This window comes from Arthrobacter sp. R3-55 (assembly GCF_054161505.1).
The window spans coordinates 247,481-263,662 of record NZ_CP096423.1; the positions used below are offsets into that span (position 1 = coordinate 247,481).

The window sequence follows — 16,182 nt, forward strand, 5'->3', positions numbered from 1 at the left end:
GGCTTGTCATCAAGGAAGAGATGAGGAAGGCCGCCGATGTGGCCGAGGAAGCGTCGAATTCGCAGGCCTTCGCCGCGGTTGCACGCGGCGGATACGTGGTCAGCGGACTCCTGCACGTGCTCATTGGCATCATCGCCCTCCAACTGGCGTTCGGCAGCAGCGGCGAAGCCGATGTCAGCGGAGCCGTGACGTCCCTGGCCAGCCAGCCATACGGACCGTTGCTGCTCTGGGCTTGCTTCGCGGCCTGCGCGGCGCTGGCACTGTGGCAACTGGGAAACGCCATCCTGGGGCACAGGAACGGCTCGGACAAGATCACCAAGAAACTGTCCGCCATAGGGCAGGCGATCGTCTTCGCCGCGCTGGCCTCCACCATCGTCTCCTTCATCGCAGGCAAGGGCCAGAACAGCCGGGAATCCAGCAGCGACTTCACAGTGGCTCTCCTTAAGGCGCCGTTTGGCGTGTTTCTGCTGGTCGCCGTGGGTGCGGGCATCGCCATCACCGGGATCGTCTTCGCCGTGCGGGGCTTTCGCCGGAAATTCACCAAGGACCTCACGCTGTCCTCCAACACTTCGGTGCGCAAGTTCCAACTGGGGGTGGGCGTAGTGGGATACATCGCCAAGGGGATCGCCCTTTTCCTGGTGGGCCTGCTGGTGGTCATTGCCACCGTGCGCGCCGAACCGGAGCAGTCAACGGGGCTCGACGGCGGCCTGAAGGCGCTCAGGGAGCAGCCTTACGGGGTGTACCTGCTGGCTGCCGTGGCACTCGGACTTATTGCCTACGGGTTGTTCCTGATGGTCAAGGCCCGGACGTTGCGGACCTAGTTTCCGGAGCTGTTGATAACGGCAAGCGCGATTAGGAGACGCCGAAAGCGGGTAAGGAACAAGCATGACCCACCATGACCCGAACAGTTCCGGACAGCCCAAGAACCGACTCACCTCCCCGCCCGCGGACCCCCGCAGCGGATACCACTCCGGCACCTTCCCGCAGCAGGAACAAGAGCAGCCCGGCCTGACGGCGCCCTTGGACCCCCAGCCGGACCACGGCGAGAAAAGCTACGTGGGACACGGCCGGCTGCAGGGCAAGACGGCCCTGATCACCGGCGGCGACTCCGGGATCGGCGCCGCCGTGGCCATCGCCTATGCCCGCGAAGGCGCCAACGTGGCCATCAGCTACCTTCCCGAGGAGGAAGAAGACGCGAGGTCCACGGCGGAATGGATCCGTGAATGCGGTTCACAGGTACTCCTCCTGCCCGGCGATGCGAGGGATCAGGGCTTCGCAGCGGAGATCGTCGAACGAACGGTCCAGGAACTTGGCGGGCTCAACATCGTGGTGCTCAACGCGGCCTACCAAAAGAACCGCGAAGGCCTGGAAACCATCCCCACGGAAGAATTCGACCGCGTCTTCAAAACCAACCTCTACTCGCTCATCTGGACGGCCCAGGCGGCCATTCCACACCTCCGGCCGGGAGCATCCATCATTGTTACGGCCTCCATCCAGGCCTTCAACCCCTCGGCCCAGTTGGTGGACTATGCCATGACCAAGGCGGCCCAGGTGGCCTTCACCAAGGCCATGGCAGAGGAACTGGGACCCAAGGGGATCCGGGTCAACGCGGTGGCCCCGGGACCCATTTGGACCCCGCTCATTCCCGCCACGGAATGGCCGGACAAGCTGCCCACGTTTGGCCAGGACACCCCGCTGGGCCGGGCCGGGCAGCCGGCTGAGCTGGCTCCGGCGTATGTGCTGCTCGCCTCTGACGAAGGCTCCTACATTTCCGGAGCAGTGCTGCCCGTGACAGGAGGCAAGGGACTGTGAACCGCCGAATAGGAGGACGACCATGATCGCCGTGCTGGTCATCGACATGCAGAACGCCTACTTCGAGGATCCTGCCTTGAAGTCACGCCAGGATGAAGTTGTGGCTGCCTGCAATTCCTTGACCAGCGCAGCGCGCGAAGCCGGCGCCAAAGTCCTCCTGGTGGGCACAGTGCACGAGAGGGACAAATCCACCTGGAGCCTGAACATGCTCGACGACGATCAGGGCTTCATCTTCAGGGGCAGTGAGCAGGCAGAGTTTGTCCCCGGCCTGCTCACTGCCGATCTTCCCAGGCTCACCAAGACCCGGGACAGCGCCTTCTTCGGGACGGACCTCGCCATGCGCCTCAGGAACTGGGGCGTGGATACCGTGGTGCTGGCCGGAATTTCGGCCCATAACTGCATCGCCCAGACCGCGGCCGACGCCTTCGCCCACAACATCAGGGTGATCTACGCTGCCGAGGCCATTGGTACCGAGAATGCGGAGGCCGCCGAATCGGTGCTGCGGGTCTTTACCCGCGAGTACCGCCAAGCAGTACTGCCGCTTGAAGAGATCCTGGGATTCCTTGAATCCCAGCGGTCAGCCTAGTGCGGCTGGCCGGGTTCTCACCGCTCCATTGATTCCTCGCGTTCCACCGGAATCCACAACTGGCCCCGGCCGTGCGTGCCGCCGGGCTCCACGTGGACGCTGAGCATTTCCGGACCGGGTGCCCACCTGTAGGGGTTGGCCGGGAACCATTCCGTTGCTGCGTCCGCCCACATGCGTTGCAGGACCTCAGGGAACTTCCCTTCGGATTCGAAGACCACCCACAGCCCCTCCGGAACGTCCAGGACCTCGAACCCCTCCGGTGCCGGCTGACTGGACGCAACAGCATGCCAGTAGTCCAGCTCACTTCCCTCGCTGCGCCGCTCATCGATGTTGTCCGTGACGGACAGGGGCCCCGTCGGTTCCAGATCTGCCAGTCCCAGCAACTGCTTGGTGACGGCGGGGTCCAGGCCGCGTTGGAAATCGATGATGGCCTGGTTGGGCCCTTCGTGGACCAGGGGCACGCGGGCTTTCACGCCGATCAGGCGGAAAGCTGGTTTGTCTTCTATACGGTGCTTCATGTCGGTATTCCCTTCGACGCGTAGATGGAACCTCAGTTGAGGTTGGGAATGGAGAACGGCGCCGGCTTGCCTCGCTTCAGACGGAGTGAGGCCGTGCATGGCTTTGAATGCACGGGTGAACGCCTCAGCAGAGGCATAGCCGTAGCGGACGGCAACGGCCAGGACTGTGCCGCCGTCGACTATTTCAGCGGTGGCCGCTGTGAGGCGGCGCCGCCGGATGTACTCCGAAACGGGAAGTCCTGCCAGGGAGGAGAACATTCGCCGGAAGTGATACTCGGATGTCAGGGCTATACGGGCCAAAGTCCCCACGTCGATCTCTGCCGTGAGGTCCTGCTCGATTGCCTCTATTGCCCGGTTCCATTCCTGCATGCTGTTCCGTTCCCTCGTCCTGCCCGCCGTCTTCATTCCTGCCTCTGACGCTACGCAGGGTGTGGGGGTGATGCCCCACCTATCCTTGCCCGAAAGTATCAGGTCCCCTCGCGACCCCCTTGGGTTGGGGCTCCCCCCTGCGCGAGTTGACACTTAAACCCATCTTCGGGCGGCAAAACATGGGCATCAAACTCGCGGGGGCATTCCGGGGGACACAACGCAAGGACCCGGGTGCTGCGGTTGCAGTACTCCGGGTCCTTGATGTTATTCGGTTCTTACCGGCCAAGTTCCACCGGCTGCGAGTTACGGACGACTTGAGCCAGACGCTTCTTCATCCGGTTCGGATGAGAAGGGCCGGTCACGGGGAGTGTCTTCCGTGTTGTGCTCGTCCAGCTCGGCGTCGGCCGAGGGCACCGTCTTTTCGGTGTAGTCACCTGCGGTGTAGTCGCCTCCGGCGTCCTCTTTCAGCGTCTCCGGGGACACCCCGGAATCGCCGTAGTCGCCCTCGGAGTACTGGCCCTCGAGTTCTTCGCCGTTGGCGTCGTGGTTCTGGTTGTTAGCCATGGTGGGTCCTGCGGTTAGTGACCAGGCCGTAGATCAGCAGCACGATGATGGAGCCGCCGATAGCCAGGAGCCACGTGGTGAGCGAGAAGAATTCCTGCAGACCGGTACCGAAGATGAGGCCGCCGATCCAGCCGCCCAAGAGTGCGCCGACGACGCCCAAAAGGAGGGTGATCAACCAGCCGCCACCCTGGCGGCCGGGAAGAATAAGCTTTGCGATAGCGCCGGCCAAAAGACCGAGCAGAAGAAAACCAAAGAAACCCATTTTTGCTCCTACTTTCTTGTTGATGGAAATTCCATGAACGTGATGAAGCGAGTAATTTCACCGGGTGCCTGTTCCAAGGTGTAGGCACCGCAATGGGGCCCCTGGAGGCCCTATGGAATGTGGGGGAGTGGAACTATTTTGCAACCCCGATGAATTTATGAAATACAGCCAATAAAGCACTCCTGCCGATTGGGTCGGACTAGGTACTACACCAGCAACGCTAGCGGCTCCGAGGGCTAGTAGCAAGTAACCTGACTATTAGGCCGCCCTTGCCTGCAGCCCCGGAACTCCGGGGATTCGCGGGCTAGCGGTCCTTGAGGGAGTCTCCGATTCCCTTGGCGGCGTCCTTCACTTTCTCGCCCGACTGCTTGAGGTTGGCCTTCGACTGCTCTCCGGCGCCCTCGGCTTGCAGGTCCCTGTCGCCGGTTGCTTCGCCGGTCTTTTCCTTGACCTTGCCGCTCGCTTCTTCAGTGGCGTTCGTCATCTTGTCATCCAGTCCCATGGTTTTCACTCCTCGGGTTTGATGCGGTTGCTTCCTGCGGTTATCCGCTGGTTGACATAACAGTTTAGTCGAATGTTTTATTTCGGCAAATTGCTATTAACCCATGCGAAACAATCGGCAGGTGACACGGTGTGCCCGGCGGGGATAGTGTCGAGGAATAACGCCTCGAAAGGAGTGATTCCTGTGAAAGGGAAAGCATTGTTCGCCGTTGGAGTGGCCGTTGGCTACGTATGGGGATCCAAGTCCTGGCCGGAGGTGTACAAGCGGCTCCGCGGAGGCACCGAGAAGGTGCTGAAGAACCCGGAGGTTCAGGAGAACGTTCACCACGCCGCCGAAGCCGTGCAGGAGTCGGTTCCGGACATCCTGGACAATCTCTATGAGGCAGGCAAGAAGCTGATGGAGAAGGCCGAGGCCATGTTCCCCGGCATCACCTCGCCGAAGTCGGAGCACTCGCCGAACTCGGAGCAGCGGCCCGGCGGTCCTACCGTGACGACCGTTCCAGTGGTCACCACAGTTCCCACGGCTGATCCAGTTGCCTCCGACGTCGTCTCTGATCCTGCGCGGGATGACGCCACCGGAAGCGACTGGACCGATGAGGGCGGCGCGGCGCCGGAAGGTCCCGCGACGAACACGCCGCCCAAAGCCTGACCGTTTATTGGTGAGGGGCGCCGGCCGGTGAGCGCCGGCGTCGGGCTCTATGAGCTGTGATCCACCGTGCTGCGTTCCACCGCCCCGGCAATCGCCTGGCCCAACTCAGTGGGTTTGGTGAATTGTGGCCAGTGGCCGGTGGGGAGGTCGATGTATTCCACATCCCGGATCCGCGCGAGTTCGGCAGTGAAGGGGTGCCCCGCGTCCATCCATTCCTTGAGGAGCGAGGACGGGAACTGGCACGCGATGATCGTGGCCGGAACGTCGTAACGGCGGACGTCGCCCAAATGCTGCTGGTCGAACGCAACGCCCTTGGGTTCGGGGATGGCGCGGGCGCGGAAGGCTTCCTTCAGCTGGTCAGTCAGGTCTACCAGGTCCTCGTCCTCGAAGGCTTCCCACGGCGGCAGCGGGATATCGTCGCCGTCCTCGGGCAGTTCATCATTGATGACTCCGCCTTCGCCCAGTGGCCCACTGTCAACGTAGATGGCGCGGGCCACTCGGTCAGGGCGGGCATCCGCAACGCCATGGATAATGGCGCCGCCGCCTGAATGGCCCACCAGGATGACCTTGCCGTCCAAGGAATCCAGCTTCGCCACTACGGCGTCGATGTGTGTCCGAAGACCGATGCCTGCGCGTGATGCTTCCACTGACTCCAGTCCCGGCAGCGTCAGCGGATGAACCGTGTGGCCCGCTGCTTCAAGGGGTGGCGTCACCTCCTCCCACGATGACGCGTCCAACCAGAAACCGGGTACAAGGATGATGTCCATGCGGGTACCCTACGGGAGCCCACCGACAGTTTGTAAGGGTGGCTGGTTTCCTTCCGCCAACTTCTGCACTGTCTTCGCCAGGATCTTGGCGCGGGCTTCCGGCGTGCGGGCTTTGAGTACCTGCAGGATGATGAGGTAGCGATCCGTCTTGCCCAGGCTTTCAAAGGCTTTTCCAGCGGACGTGTTTCCTGCGAGCGCCGCCTTCAGGTCCTCTGGAACTTCGGCGTTGGCCTGCGAAACGTAGGCCGCTTCCCAGCGGCCGTCGGCCTTGGCTGACTCTATTTCCGCAAACCCCGCCGGGCGCATCCGTCCTGCGGTGATCAGTGCTTCCACTTTGCCCACGTTCACCTGGGACCACGAGCTTCGGGCCCGGCGGCGGGAGTACCTCTGCAGGAAGGTCTTCTCATCGTTGCCTTTGCGCTGGCCGTCGATCCAGCCGAAACAGAGGGCGCTGTCCAAGGCATCCTGAATCTCAATAAGGCCGGCGCCGGAGTTCTTTTTCCCGATCACCAACCACGCCCCGGCCTGAGTGCCGTGGTTGGCGGCGAGCCAGTCCTCCCACTCTGCGCCGCTGGCAAACCTCAGCAACTCCGGTTCTCTTTTGGGCTCCATGGTTTCCCTCCGCTGATCTGGTACCAGCATCCCCCATCTGAGTTGGGTTGGGGAGGGGTTGACGCAGCTCACAGTCCGGGTCATAGTGATTCGTATACGATTTCGTACTTGATCCAGTTTCAAGAAGAGGAGGCGCCGTGACATTGGAGTTCCGGACCCAGGAAGTCAGCCAGGACATGCTGGCCCGGACGCGCAAAGTCATTGCCGTCCACATCAACTACCCCAGCCGTGCGGCGCAGCGCGGGCGTACTCCCGAACAGCCGTCGTACTTCCTGAAGCCGTCATCGTCCCTGGCACTCGGCTCCGCGGATGCTCCCGGCACGGTTGAACGTCCGGCCGGTTGCGAACTGCTCGGCTACGAGGGCGAGATCGCGTTGGTCATCGGCAAGTCCGCGCGCCGCGTGGGGCTGGAGGATGCGTGGAGCCACGTCGAATGGATCACTGCATCCAACGACCTCGGCGTCTACGACCTCCGCTACGCAGACAAGGGCTCCAACGTCCGGTCCAAGGGCGGCGACGGCTTCACTCCCGTCGGGCCGGCCCTGATCCCGGCCGACGCCGTTGACCCCGCTGCCTTAAGGATTCGCACCTGGCACAACGGAGACCTCGTCCAGGACGACACCACCGAGGACCTGCTCTTCCCGTTCGCCCAACTCGTCGCTGACCTCTCCCAGCTGCTCACGCTCGAAGAGGGTGACATCATCCTCACCGGCACCCCCGCCGGAGCCTCCGTTGCCAAGCCAGGTGACGTCGTCGAAGTTGAGGTCACCGGCGGTGACTTCAGCAGCGGCCGCCTGGCCACCAAAGTAATGGAAGGCACGACGCCGTTCGCGGACTTTGGCGCCCGGCCCAAGACTGATGACACCCAGCGGGAAGAGGCCTACGGGTCGCGGGAAGCCGCCGGGCTGCCTGCTCCGATTTCCCAGGCTTCGGTGCTTACGCCGGAGCTGAAAGCGAAGCTGGAGTCTGTTGCTACTGCAACCCTGTCTTCCCAACTCCGTAAGCGGGGACTGAACAACGTGAGCATCGACGGCTTGCAGGCCACCCGCCCGGACCGCAAAGTGGTGGGACTTGCCCGGACCCTTCGCTACGTGCCCAACCGTGAAGACCTGTTCAAGACCCACGGCGGCGGATTCAACGCCCAGAAACGTGCCATCGACTCCGTGAACGAAGGCGAAATCCTGGTCATGGAAGCCCGCGGCGAGAAGGGCACCGGCACAGTGGGGGACATTCTGGCGCTGCGTGCCCAAGTGCGCGGGGCCGCTGCCATCATTACCGACGGCGGCGTCCGCGACTACTCGGCTGTGGCCGACCTGGAAATGCCCACCTACTTCGCCAACCCGCACCCGGCTGTGCTGGGACGCCGGCACATTCCGTGGGACACGGACATCACCATCGCCTGCGGCGGAGCCACTGTCCAGCCCGGCGACATCATCGTGGCAGACTCCGACGGCATCCTGGTGATCCCGCCGGCCATCGCCGAAGAACTGGTGGATGACTGCATACAGCAGGAAAAGGAAGAGACATTCATCTTCCAGATGGTCCAGGAAGGCAACAGCGTGGACGGGCTGTACCCCATGAACAAGGAATGGCAGGCGCGCTTCCAGGAGTGGCAGAGCCGGCAAGGAGCCCACAGTGACTGAAACCGCCGTCGGGAGTTCCGCCGTCGAAAACCCCGCTGCCCAAAGCAAATCCCAGCAAGCGTATGCCGCCGTGAAGGCGAGGATCGTGGAGGGCACGTACACGCCGGGTTACCGGCTGGTGCTGGCCAAGATCGCCGAGGATTTGGGCTTCAGCGTGGTCCCCGTGCGGGAAGCGATCCGCCGCCTCGAGGCCGAAGGGCTGGTGAAGTTCGAGCGGAACGTGGGCGCCACGGTGTCCGGGATCGACCCCACCGAGTACCTGTACACCATGCAGACCCTGAGCATCGTGGAGGGCGCCGCCACCGCGCTGTCCGCACCGCTGATCGACTCGGTGGCCATTGCCCGGGCCCGCGCGGTGAACGAGCAAATGCGTGAGTGCCTGGAGCACTTCGACCCCGTCCGTTTCACTGCCCTGAACCAGGATTTCCACAGCGTCCTGTTTGAGCACTGCCCCAACCCGCACATTCTGGACCTGGTTCATCGGGGCTGGAACCGGCTGGCCTCCATCCGGTCCTCCACGTTCCGGTTTGTTCCCGGACGCGCCCAGGAGTCGGTGCGCGAACACGAAGCACTGCTGCAACTTATCGAGGGCGGGGCGGACGCCGACACCATCGAAAAAGCCGCCCGCCAGCACCGCGCCTCCACCCTGGACGCGTACCTCTCCACCACCAACTAAAGCTTTGGATGAACAAAGGAAGACAACGATGACTACCTCCGTAGAGACCACCAAGCACTACACCCCCGAGAACCTGCCGTCCCATATCCAGCACTTCATCAACGGCGAGTTTGTTGACTCCATCTCAGGCAAGACCTTTGATGTCCTGGACCCGGTATCCAACGGCAACTACGCCACTGCTGCCGCTGGCCAGAAGGAAGACATCGATCTTGCCGTCGCCGCCGCCCGCGAAGCATTCGTCAACGGTCCTTGGCCGAAGATGAAGCCCCGGGAGCGTGCCCGGGTGTTGAACAAGATCGCCGACGCCGTTGAAGCGCAGGAAGCCCGCCTCGCCGAACTCGAAACCTTTGATACCGGCCTGCCGATCACCCAGGCTAAAGGCCAGGCCCTGCGCGCTGCGGAGAACTTCCGCTTCTTCGCGGACCTGATCGTGGCCCAGTTCGACGACGCCATGAAAGTCCCGGGCTCGCAGATCAACTACGTGAACCGCAAGCCGATCGGCGTCGCAGGCCTGATTACCCCGTGGAACACCCCGTTCATGCTGGAGTCCTGGAAGCTCGCCCCGGCGCTGGCTACCGGTAATACCGTGGTCCTGAAACCGGCCGAGTTCACCCCGCTTTCTGCCTCGCTCTGGGCGCAGATCTTCAGGGACGCCGGCCTGCCCGACGGCGTGTTCAACCTGGTCAATGGCCTGGGCGAGGAAGCCGGCGACGCGCTGGTGAAGCACCCGGACGTGCCACTGATCTCCTTCACCGGCGAGACCACCACGGGCCAGACCATCTTCCGCAACGCCGCTGCCAACCTCAAGGGCCTGTCCATGGAGCTCGGCGGAAAGTCGCCGTGCGTCGTGTTCGCCGACGCCGATCTTGACGCTGCGATCGATTCGGCGCTGTTCGGGGTGTTCTCCCTCAACGGCGAACGCTGCACCGCAGGCTCCCGCATCCTGGTTGAACGGGCCATCTACGACGAATTCTGCGAAAAGTACGCCGCCCGGGCCAAGAACATCGTGGTGGGTGACCCCCACGATCCCAAGACCCAAGTGGGTGCGCTGGTCCATCCGGAGCACTACAACAAGGTGGCCTCTTACGTGGAGATCGGCAAGTCCGAAGGCAGGCTCCTCGCCGGCGGCGGCCGACCCGACCACCTGCCCGAAGGTAACTACATCGCACCCACGGTGTTTGCCGACGTCGCGCCTGACGCGCGGATCTTCCAGGAGGAAATCTTCGGTCCCGTCGTGGCCATCACGCCCTTCGAGAACGACGACGAAGCCCTCGCCTTGGCCAATAACACCAAGTACGGCCTGGCGGCCTACATCTGGACCCAGAACCTGACCCGGGCCCACAACTTCTCCCAGAACGTGGAGGCCGGGATGGTGTGGCTCAACAGCCACAACGTCCGCGATCTCCGTACCCCGTTCGGCGGCGTGAAAGCCTCGGGCCTGGGCCATGAGGGCGGTTACCGTTCCATCGATTTCTACACCGACCAGCAGGCCGTGCACATCACGCTGGGCTCTGTTCACACCCCTAAGTTCGGCGCCTAAACTCGGAGTTTTTGTACAGATAACGCCCCTAAAACCCCTTCTAAAGGGCCGTATCTGTACAAAAACTCCATCCAACTGACCCTTTCAACGAAGAGAGAATCCCATGAGCAACCCCTTCACCGGCCCCATCCCCACTCCCACCGTCCCGGCACCGGACATTGTCCGCTGCGCCTACCTGGAACTGGTGGTCACGGACCTGGCCAAGTCCCGCGCTTTCTACGTGGACCTCCTGGGCCTGCACGTCACCGAGGAAGATGAGAACACCATTTACCTGCGCTCCTTCGAGGAGTTCATCCACCACAACCTGGTCCTCCGCAAGGGCCCGGTGGCCGCAGCCGCAGCATTCGCCTACCGGGTGAAGTCCCCGGCCGAAGTCGACGCCGCCGAGGCGTACTACCGCGAACTGGGCTGCCGGGTTGAGCGCCGGAAGGAAGGTTTCACCAAGGGCGTAGGCGACTCCGTCCGTGTGGAGGATCCGCTGGGCTTCCCGTACGAGTTCTTCTACGACGTGGAGCACGTCGAACGCCTCACCCAGCGCTATGACCTCTACTCCGCCGGCGAACTGGTCCGGCTGGACCACTTCAACCAGGTCACCCCGGACGTCCCCCGCGGCCGCAAATACCTGGAGGACCTCGGCTTCCGCGTCTCCGAAGACATCAAGGATTCCGACGGCGTCACGTACGCCGCGTGGATGCACCGGAAACAGACCGTGCACGATACCGCCCTGACCGGCGGCAACGGCCCGCGCCTGCACCACATCGCGTTCTCCACGCACGAGAAGCACAACATTATCCAGATCTGCGACAAGATGGGCGCCCTGCGCATCTCCGACCGCATTGAACGCGGCCCCGGACGCCACGGCGTGTCCAACGCGTTCTACCTCTACATCCTGGACCCGGACGGCCACCGCGTGGAGATCTACACCCAGGACTACTACACCGGAGACCCGGACAACCCCACCGTCACCTGGGACGTCCACGACAACCAGCGCCGCGACTGGTGGGGCAACCCCGTAGTCCCGTCCTGGTACACCGAAGCGTCCCTGGTCCTGGACCTCGACGGCAAGCCGCAGCCGATCATCGAGCGCGAGGACAAGTCCGAAATGGCAGTCACCGTGGGCGCCGACGGCTTCTCCTACACCCGCCCCTCCGGCGGCTCGGACGAAGCAGCCGAAGGCTTCAAGCTCGGAGCGCAGGTCTAAGCCATGCTGGACGCGAAGACGATCGAAGCCATTGCCGACGGGCTCCTCGAAGCCGGACGTTCCCGTACGCCCGTTCCTCGGCTGACCGCCCGCTATCCAGACATGACGGTGGAGGATTCCTACGCCGTGCAGCAGCTGTGGATGCGGCGGAACGAGGAAGCCGGGCGCACGTTGGTGGGGCGGAAGATCGGCCTCACGTCCAAGGCCATGCAGGCCGCCACAGGCATCACCGAGCCGGACTATGGCGCCATTTTCGATGACATGGTCCTCGAAACCGGCTGCTCCGTGTCATGGGACAAGTACACGCACCCCCGGGTGGAAGTGGAGTTGGCCTTCGTGCTGAAGTCAGGCCTTAAGGGCCCTGGCTGCACCATTTTCGACGTCCTCAACGCCACCGACTACGTGGTTCCGGCCCTCGAAATCCTGGACTCCAGGATTGAAATGGAGGGCCGGACCATCGTGGACACCATCTCGGACAATGCCGCGATGGGCGCCATGGTGGTGGGCGGCCGACCGGTGCGGCCCGACGCCGTCGACCTCCGTTGGGTCTCCGCCATCCTGTACAAAAACCAGACCGTGGAAGAGACCGGGGTGGCCGCCGGAGTGCTCGACCACCCGGCCAACGGGGTGCATTGGCTGGCCAACAAAATCGCCGCGCATGGGGACTCCATGAAAGCCGGAGATATCATCCTGGCGGGCTCGTTTACCCGCCCCCTCTGGGTGTACAAAGGTGATACCGTGCACGCGGACTACGGACCGTTGGGAGTTGTGACATGCCACTTCAGCTAGGCCCCACTTTCTATTCGGCCCTCTCCGGTTCCGGCCGTCCACTCGCCGGCATGTGGGTGTGCTCGGGCAGTCCGTTGGTAGCGGAGATCTGCGCCGGCTCCGGCCTGGACTGGGTCTTGATTGACGCTGAACACAGTCCCAACGGGCTCGAATCCATCCTTGCCCAGCTTCACGCCGTGAGCGGCTATCCGGTCCAGGCCATGGTCCGGCCTCCCGTGAATGACACCGTGGTCATCAAGCAATACCTGGACCTTGGCGTGCAAAACCTGCTGATTCCCATGGTGAACTCGGCCTTCGAAGCGGCAGCTGCGGTTTCCGCAGTTCGTTATCCGCCGCACGGGGTCCGGGGTGTGGGTTCGGCGCTTGCCCGGGCATCACGCTGGAACCGGGTACCGGACTACCTGGCGTCCGCTTCGGAATCCATCAGCCTCACGGTGCAGATCGAATCCGAAGCTGCGGCATCAGCGGTGGAAGAGATCCTCGCCGTCGATGGCGTTGACGGCATCTTCCTGGGCCCTTCGGACCTCGCCGCCTCCATGGGCCTGCTGGGGCAGCAGGAAAATCCCTTGGTGAGGGCCGTCGTCGAACACTGCCTTGCAGCCGCCAAAGCGGCAGGTAAGCCCGCCGGCGTGAACGCCTTCAACGAGGCAACAGCCCGCGCCTATCTCGACGCCGGTGCCTCCTTCGTGCTGGTGGGCGCGGACGTTGCTGTCCTCGCCCGGGCCTCCGAGGGGTTCGCAGCAACGTTCATCCCGGTGTCCGAAACGGCTGAGCGCGAAAGCTACTGACGTGCCGTGGGTGGGTGAAGCGGTGGGCTAGGCTCGATGAAACGAGAGCCTGAGGGGGCAGTGCCATGAATCGTCGTGTCATAGCTGTATTTGCCGTCGTTGCTGCGTTGGGGTTGGCTGGTTGTTCCTAGCCGACCGGACCGGATGTCCTGGCTAGGGAAGCGACAGCGGAGGACGAACTTCCGGGGAACGTTAGCCTTACCGGCGTGGATCTTGAGGTGGAGCCCGGCTCGACCCGTCTGTTGGCCACCCACGGCGACGTGAAGTATTACGCGGCCAAGAGCAAGACTGGCGGATCCGTTTGCTTGTATGCGGTGCCTGCAGGTCTCCCGGAGCGATGGAGGGCGGGGTGCGCAGCGGTTGCCACGGGTGAGGAGATCCTCACGCTGACGACGTCTGACCAGACCCAAGCGAAGCTCATTAATGACGGCGTGGACGCCGGCCAGCCGAAGTATCAGGGGTGGACCAAGATCCACCACAACGTGCTGATCCGCTCCCGCTGACCTCCAGGGTTCCGGCCTGCCTTATTTGCGCGCCATGTACCACTCGGTGAATTCGCGTGCCCGGCCGTCTTCGGCGAAACGGATGACCCACAGATTGTCGTAGGTGGGCTCGTCGTTCAGGTACGTGGTCAGCCCCTGGACGAACGCTGTGTCGCCGTCCTGGCCAAGGAGCGTCCACTCGAAGGTCCAATCTTCCGGTTTGTCGCCGGCATCGGCCCACGCCTTCACAATTTCCTCGTGGCCGTTCCACGGTTTCGCTGTGTGGGGGCGGTCGTTGTAAACGGCGTCCTCGGTGAAGAGAGCCCGGATGTCTTCGGGATCGTTCGAGGTCCATGCACGTTCGTACTGATCCATCCAGGAGTTCACATCGCTCATCCTTCCGTTTTACCCTGCTGCTCGAACGGGTTCAACGGTGGGCCGGGCAGTTTACGCGGCATCCCGCCTTGCTGGTGAGGCTGTTTTAACTACTTAAAACGCACGACGCCGGGCGGCTCAGTCTTCGTCGAGCGTTTCCGTCAGGTGATGCGTGGGGATGCGGTCGCGGTCGTACGTGATTTCGGTGTACCCGTGCGGTTGGGGACGTCCGTCGGCACCGAGGTTGACGAAGACGATTTCCTCGATGGTCAGGATGGCCTCGCGGGTGATCATATTGCGGACCTCGGCACGCATGGTCAGGGACGTGCGGCCGAAGCGCTTCGCCGTCAGGCCCATTTCCACCAGGTCGCCCTGAACTGCGGAGCTGACAAAGTTGATCTCGGAGATGTACTTGGTCACGGCACGCCCGTTGCCCAATTGGAGGATGGCGTAGATCGCGGCCTCTTCGTCGATCCACTTCAGCAGGCTGCCACCGAAGAGTGTGCCGTTGGCGTTAAGGTCCTCGGGCCGGACCCATTTGCGGGTTCGGAAGGTGATGTCTGCTTTTTCCATAATCTGAGATTATCGAACTGGGGCGACCTCCGCTTGACGTTGCGTCGAAGCGATCGTAACGGCTCAGGCCATCGCCGTGTGCGAGGCACTGTAGGAATCGATCCTTTTGGAGTAGCAATACGATTCATCCACGCCGATGTACGGCCCAAAGTTGGGGACCAAGGCAAATCCTGCGCTCTCGTAGAAGCTGCGGCCGTCCGACTGGGCTGAACCCGCTTCCGCCGCGATCACTGTGAAGCCATGGGAGTGGGCCTGGGCTTCAAGAGCGGCCAGGATCGAGCTCGCCACTCCCGAACCACGGGCGTAGGGGACTACATAGAGCCTTTTGATCTCCGCCGTCTTTTCATCGAGCATCCTCAGCCCGCCGCAGCCCAGTGGTTGTCCGGAGCATTTCTCATAGGCCACCACAAATACGGCGGTGTCCGACTCCGAGGGAGACGGTCCGGGCTCATGATCCGTGCTTCCGAACCGTGCATCCAGCTCAGCCTGCTGCGCGGCACGGAGGTCAGCGCCCACGGGGTTGGCCCACGTGACCTGCCGGATGTTGAGCCGTGGGTTGGTCTGCATCTTGCCTCATTTCGCCGGGTTTCGGGGAGGTGTCTATGCGTCTCAAGCCTACGGAGCTGTGGTTACCGCGGTGTTTCCTGCGCGTAAGCGTCGGGAGAATTGCTGCTCCGCCCTGTGTCCTGCCGGGCTCAGGGTTGAAGTGCCTCGCCAGTGGGGTCCTCGGCGGTTGGATCTGCCAAGGCCAGGCCACCCACAGGAATCTGGTCCCAGTGCAGAACCTTCCAGCCACTCCGGGGGTCGCCTTCGAGAGCTACGGTTCCGGTGTTGGGCAGTTGATGGGTTTCAGCGAACACCGTGTCGATGTCCATTGCACGGCGTCCTGCCCAGCATCGGATGGCAGCACCATGGCTGACAATTGCAGCTGTCCCGTGCCCCGCGGCCGCGACCTTCTCAACGGAGGCATCGAACCGTGCGAAGAAATCGTGCCCGTCGAAAGCCCCCGGCATCCGGACGTCCAAATCCCCGTCCGCCCAGGCAAAGACGGTGCTCAAGTAGCGCAGGTGCGATTCATGGTCGGTCTTCTTCTCAAGGGCACCTGCCTCAATCTCGTGGACCCCATCCAGAATGGCAGGGTCCAAACCAGTGGCCTTCGCCAAGGGAGCGACCGTCCGCTGGGTGCGCAGCAGTGTGGAGGTATACAGCGCTTCAATGGCCTCGTCGGCCAAAGCGTCCGGGAGGGCCGCTGCCTGGCGTTCACCGAGTTCGGTCAGCCCGGGGCCGGGGAAGGCCGTATCCAGTTGACCCGCAACATTGCCGGGTGTTTGTCCGTGCCTGATCAACAGGAGCTTCATGGGTGCTCCGCTCCTTACATCGTTAGTGGTCCGGGTCCCCTGGACTGGACTGGGCTGCTGGACTGGGCTGCTGGGCGGGACTGCTGGGCTGGACTGCTGGACTGCTGGACTGGACTG

The 16,182-nt window shown here is 63.0% G+C and carries 21 protein-coding genes; 11 read left to right on the plus strand and 10 right to left on the minus strand.

What is annotated here, in order from left to right:
- Window positions 1-20 precede the first annotated feature (20 nt).
- From M1D51_RS01235 to M1D51_RS01245, 3 genes are all read left to right on the plus strand, one after another.
- Complete coding sequence (locus M1D51_RS01235; protein ID WP_458108227.1) at window positions 21-821, plus strand: DUF1206 domain-containing protein; 801 nt, start codon at window positions 21-23, stop codon at window positions 819-821.
- 64 nt (window positions 822-885) lie between these two features.
- Window positions 886-1,812: an SDR family oxidoreductase gene (locus M1D51_RS01240; protein ID WP_172325680.1), complete on the plus strand. Its 927-nt coding sequence runs from the start codon at window positions 886-888 to the stop codon at window positions 1,810-1,812.
- A 22-nt stretch (window positions 1,813-1,834) separates the two neighbouring features.
- Complete coding sequence (locus M1D51_RS01245) at window positions 1,835-2,398, plus strand: cysteine hydrolase family protein (protein ID WP_172325679.1); 564 nt, start codon at window positions 1,835-1,837, stop codon at window positions 2,396-2,398.
- A gap of 17 nt (window positions 2,399-2,415) precedes the next feature.
- Here M1D51_RS01245 and M1D51_RS01250 read toward each other — a convergent pair whose 3' ends face one another.
- The 4 genes from M1D51_RS01250 to M1D51_RS01265 all read right to left on the minus strand — a co-directional run bounded on the left by M1D51_RS01250 (window position 2,416) and on the right by M1D51_RS01265 (window position 4,613).
- Window positions 2,416-3,285 (minus strand): AraC family transcriptional regulator, encoded by an 870-nt coding sequence (locus M1D51_RS01250; RefSeq protein ID WP_458108228.1) that lies wholly within the window; start codon window positions 3,283-3,285, stop codon window positions 2,416-2,418.
- Window positions 3,286-3,588: 303 nt separating this feature from the next.
- Window positions 3,589-3,849: a hypothetical protein gene (locus tag M1D51_RS01255; RefSeq protein WP_458108229.1), complete on the minus strand. Its 261-nt coding sequence runs from the start codon at window positions 3,847-3,849 to the stop codon at window positions 3,589-3,591.
- On the minus strand, window positions 3,842-4,111 hold the full coding sequence (locus M1D51_RS01260; RefSeq protein WP_017198839.1) for a GlsB/YeaQ/YmgE family stress response membrane protein: 270 nt from the start codon (window positions 4,109-4,111) through the stop codon (window positions 3,842-3,844). The genes M1D51_RS01255 and M1D51_RS01260 overlap by 8 nt, the downstream gene beginning before the upstream one ends.
- A gap of 304 nt (window positions 4,112-4,415) precedes the next feature.
- Window positions 4,416-4,613 carry a CsbD family protein gene (locus M1D51_RS01265; RefSeq protein ID WP_458108230.1) on the minus strand — a complete coding sequence of 66 codons (198 nt, stop codon included), beginning with the start codon at window positions 4,611-4,613 and terminating at the stop codon, window positions 4,416-4,418.
- Window positions 4,614-4,796: 183 nt separating this feature from the next.
- On the opposite strand from M1D51_RS01265, the gene M1D51_RS01270 reads away from it, so the two are divergent.
- Window positions 4,797-5,261, plus strand: coding sequence for a hypothetical protein (locus M1D51_RS01270; protein WP_458108231.1), 465 nt, complete (start codon window positions 4,797-4,799; stop codon window positions 5,259-5,261).
- Between the two features lie 47 nt (window positions 5,262-5,308).
- Here M1D51_RS01270 and M1D51_RS01275 read toward each other — a convergent pair whose 3' ends face one another.
- Window positions 5,309-6,028, minus strand: a complete 720-nt coding sequence (locus M1D51_RS01275) for an alpha/beta fold hydrolase (RefSeq protein ID WP_458108232.1) — start codon at window positions 6,026-6,028, stop codon at window positions 5,309-5,311.
- A 9-nt stretch (window positions 6,029-6,037) separates the two neighbouring features.
- Window positions 6,038-6,640: a YdeI/OmpD-associated family protein gene (locus M1D51_RS01280; protein ID WP_172325673.1), complete on the minus strand. Its 603-nt coding sequence runs from the start codon at window positions 6,638-6,640 to the stop codon at window positions 6,038-6,040.
- A 176-nt stretch (window positions 6,641-6,816) separates the two neighbouring features.
- Here M1D51_RS01280 and M1D51_RS01285 point away from each other — a divergent pair, with 176 nt between their 5' ends.
- The 7 genes from M1D51_RS01285 (at window position 6,817) to M1D51_RS01315 (ending at window position 13,780) form a co-directional block, all read left to right on the plus strand.
- A complete protein-coding gene (locus M1D51_RS01285; protein ID WP_458109527.1) occupies window positions 6,817-8,283 on the plus strand; it encodes a fumarylacetoacetate hydrolase family protein in 1,467 nt (488 codons plus the stop codon).
- Window positions 8,276-8,959 carry a GntR family transcriptional regulator gene (locus M1D51_RS01290; RefSeq protein WP_172326298.1) on the plus strand — a complete coding sequence of 228 codons (684 nt, stop codon included), beginning with the start codon at window positions 8,276-8,278 and terminating at the stop codon, window positions 8,957-8,959. The genes M1D51_RS01285 and M1D51_RS01290 overlap by 8 nt, the downstream gene beginning before the upstream one ends.
- A gap of 28 nt (window positions 8,960-8,987) precedes the next feature.
- Window positions 8,988-10,499, plus strand: a complete 1,512-nt coding sequence (gene hpaE / locus M1D51_RS01295) for a 5-carboxymethyl-2-hydroxymuconate semialdehyde dehydrogenase (protein WP_458108233.1) — start codon at window positions 8,988-8,990, stop codon at window positions 10,497-10,499.
- A gap of 103 nt (window positions 10,500-10,602) precedes the next feature.
- Complete coding sequence (hpaD, locus tag M1D51_RS01300) at window positions 10,603-11,700, plus strand: 3,4-dihydroxyphenylacetate 2,3-dioxygenase (RefSeq protein WP_458108234.1); 1,098 nt, start codon at window positions 10,603-10,605, stop codon at window positions 11,698-11,700.
- Between the two features lie 3 nt (window positions 11,701-11,703).
- On the plus strand, window positions 11,704-12,489 hold the full coding sequence (gene hpaH, locus M1D51_RS01305; protein WP_458108235.1) for a 2-oxo-hept-4-ene-1,7-dioate hydratase: 786 nt from the start codon (window positions 11,704-11,706) through the stop codon (window positions 12,487-12,489).
- Window positions 12,474-13,277, plus strand: a complete 804-nt coding sequence (locus M1D51_RS01310; RefSeq protein WP_458108236.1) for an aldolase/citrate lyase family protein — start codon at window positions 12,474-12,476, stop codon at window positions 13,275-13,277. Before hpaH ends, M1D51_RS01310 begins: the two co-directional genes overlap by 16 nt.
- A gap of 206 nt (window positions 13,278-13,483) precedes the next feature.
- Window positions 13,484-13,780: a hypothetical protein gene (locus M1D51_RS01315; protein WP_458108237.1), complete on the plus strand. Its 297-nt coding sequence runs from the start codon at window positions 13,484-13,486 to the stop codon at window positions 13,778-13,780.
- A gap of 21 nt (window positions 13,781-13,801) precedes the next feature.
- Here the strand turns inward: M1D51_RS01315 and M1D51_RS01320 are convergent, their stop codons facing one another.
- From M1D51_RS01320 to M1D51_RS01335, 4 genes are all read right to left on the minus strand, one after another.
- Window positions 13,802-14,155, minus strand: coding sequence for a nuclear transport factor 2 family protein (locus tag M1D51_RS01320; RefSeq protein ID WP_458108238.1), 354 nt, complete (start codon window positions 14,153-14,155; stop codon window positions 13,802-13,804).
- A 117-nt stretch (window positions 14,156-14,272) separates the two neighbouring features.
- Window positions 14,273-14,707 carry an acyl-CoA thioesterase gene (locus M1D51_RS01325; protein ID WP_017198826.1) on the minus strand — a complete coding sequence of 145 codons (435 nt, stop codon included), beginning with the start codon at window positions 14,705-14,707 and terminating at the stop codon, window positions 14,273-14,275.
- 63 nt (window positions 14,708-14,770) lie between these two features.
- Window positions 14,771-15,274 carry a GNAT family N-acetyltransferase gene (locus tag M1D51_RS01330; protein WP_458108239.1) on the minus strand — a complete coding sequence of 168 codons (504 nt, stop codon included), beginning with the start codon at window positions 15,272-15,274 and terminating at the stop codon, window positions 14,771-14,773.
- 128 nt (window positions 15,275-15,402) lie between these two features.
- Window positions 15,403-16,065 carry a histidine phosphatase family protein gene (locus M1D51_RS01335; RefSeq protein ID WP_458108240.1) on the minus strand — a complete coding sequence of 221 codons (663 nt, stop codon included), beginning with the start codon at window positions 16,063-16,065 and terminating at the stop codon, window positions 15,403-15,405.
- Window positions 16,066-16,182 lie beyond the last annotated feature (117 nt).

Bases quoted from the DNA above. Each gene is read 5' to 3' on its own strand.
- M1D51_RS01235 (WP_458108227.1), top strand. From the start codon at position 21: ATGAGGAAGGCCGCCGATGTGGCCGAGGAAGCGTCGAATTCGCAGGCC.
- M1D51_RS01240 (WP_172325680.1), top strand. From the start codon at position 886: ATGACCCACCATGACCCGAACAGTTCCGGACAGCCCAAGAACCGACTC.
- M1D51_RS01245 (WP_172325679.1), top strand. From the start codon at position 1,835: ATGATCGCCGTGCTGGTCATCGACATGCAGAACGCCTACTTCGAGGAT.
- M1D51_RS01250 (WP_458108228.1), bottom strand. From the start codon at position 3,285: ATGCAGGAATGGAACCGGGCAATAGAGGCAATCGAGCAGGACCTCACG.
- M1D51_RS01255 (WP_458108229.1), bottom strand. From the start codon at position 3,849: ATGGCTAACAACCAGAACCACGACGCCAACGGCGAAGAACTCGAGGGC.
- M1D51_RS01260 (WP_017198839.1), bottom strand. From the start codon at position 4,111: ATGGGTTTCTTTGGTTTTCTTCTGCTCGGTCTTTTGGCCGGCGCTATC.
- M1D51_RS01265 (WP_458108230.1), bottom strand. From the start codon at position 4,613: ATGGGACTGGATGACAAGATGACGAACGCCACTGAAGAAGCGAGCGGC.
- M1D51_RS01275 (WP_458108232.1), bottom strand. From the start codon at position 6,028: ATGGACATCATCCTTGTACCCGGTTTCTGGTTGGACGCGTCATCGTGG.
- M1D51_RS01280 (WP_172325673.1), bottom strand. From the start codon at position 6,640: ATGGAGCCCAAAAGAGAACCGGAGTTGCTGAGGTTTGCCAGCGGCGCA.
- M1D51_RS01285 (WP_458109527.1), top strand. From the start codon at position 6,817: ATGCTGGCCCGGACGCGCAAAGTCATTGCCGTCCACATCAACTACCCC.
- hpaE (WP_458108233.1), top strand. From the start codon at position 8,988: ATGACTACCTCCGTAGAGACCACCAAGCACTACACCCCCGAGAACCTG.
- hpaD (WP_458108234.1), top strand. From the start codon at position 10,603: ATGAGCAACCCCTTCACCGGCCCCATCCCCACTCCCACCGTCCCGGCA.
- hpaH (WP_458108235.1), top strand. From the start codon at position 11,704: ATGCTGGACGCGAAGACGATCGAAGCCATTGCCGACGGGCTCCTCGAA.
- M1D51_RS01310 (WP_458108236.1), top strand. From the start codon at position 12,474: ATGCCACTTCAGCTAGGCCCCACTTTCTATTCGGCCCTCTCCGGTTCC.
- M1D51_RS01320 (WP_458108238.1), bottom strand. From the start codon at position 14,155: ATGAGCGATGTGAACTCCTGGATGGATCAGTACGAACGTGCATGGACC.
- M1D51_RS01325 (WP_017198826.1), bottom strand. From the start codon at position 14,707: ATGGAAAAAGCAGACATCACCTTCCGAACCCGCAAATGGGTCCGGCCC.
- M1D51_RS01330 (WP_458108239.1), bottom strand. From the start codon at position 15,274: ATGCAGACCAACCCACGGCTCAACATCCGGCAGGTCACGTGGGCCAAC.
- M1D51_RS01335 (WP_458108240.1), bottom strand. From the start codon at position 16,065: ATGAAGCTCCTGTTGATCAGGCACGGACAAACACCCGGCAATGTTGCG.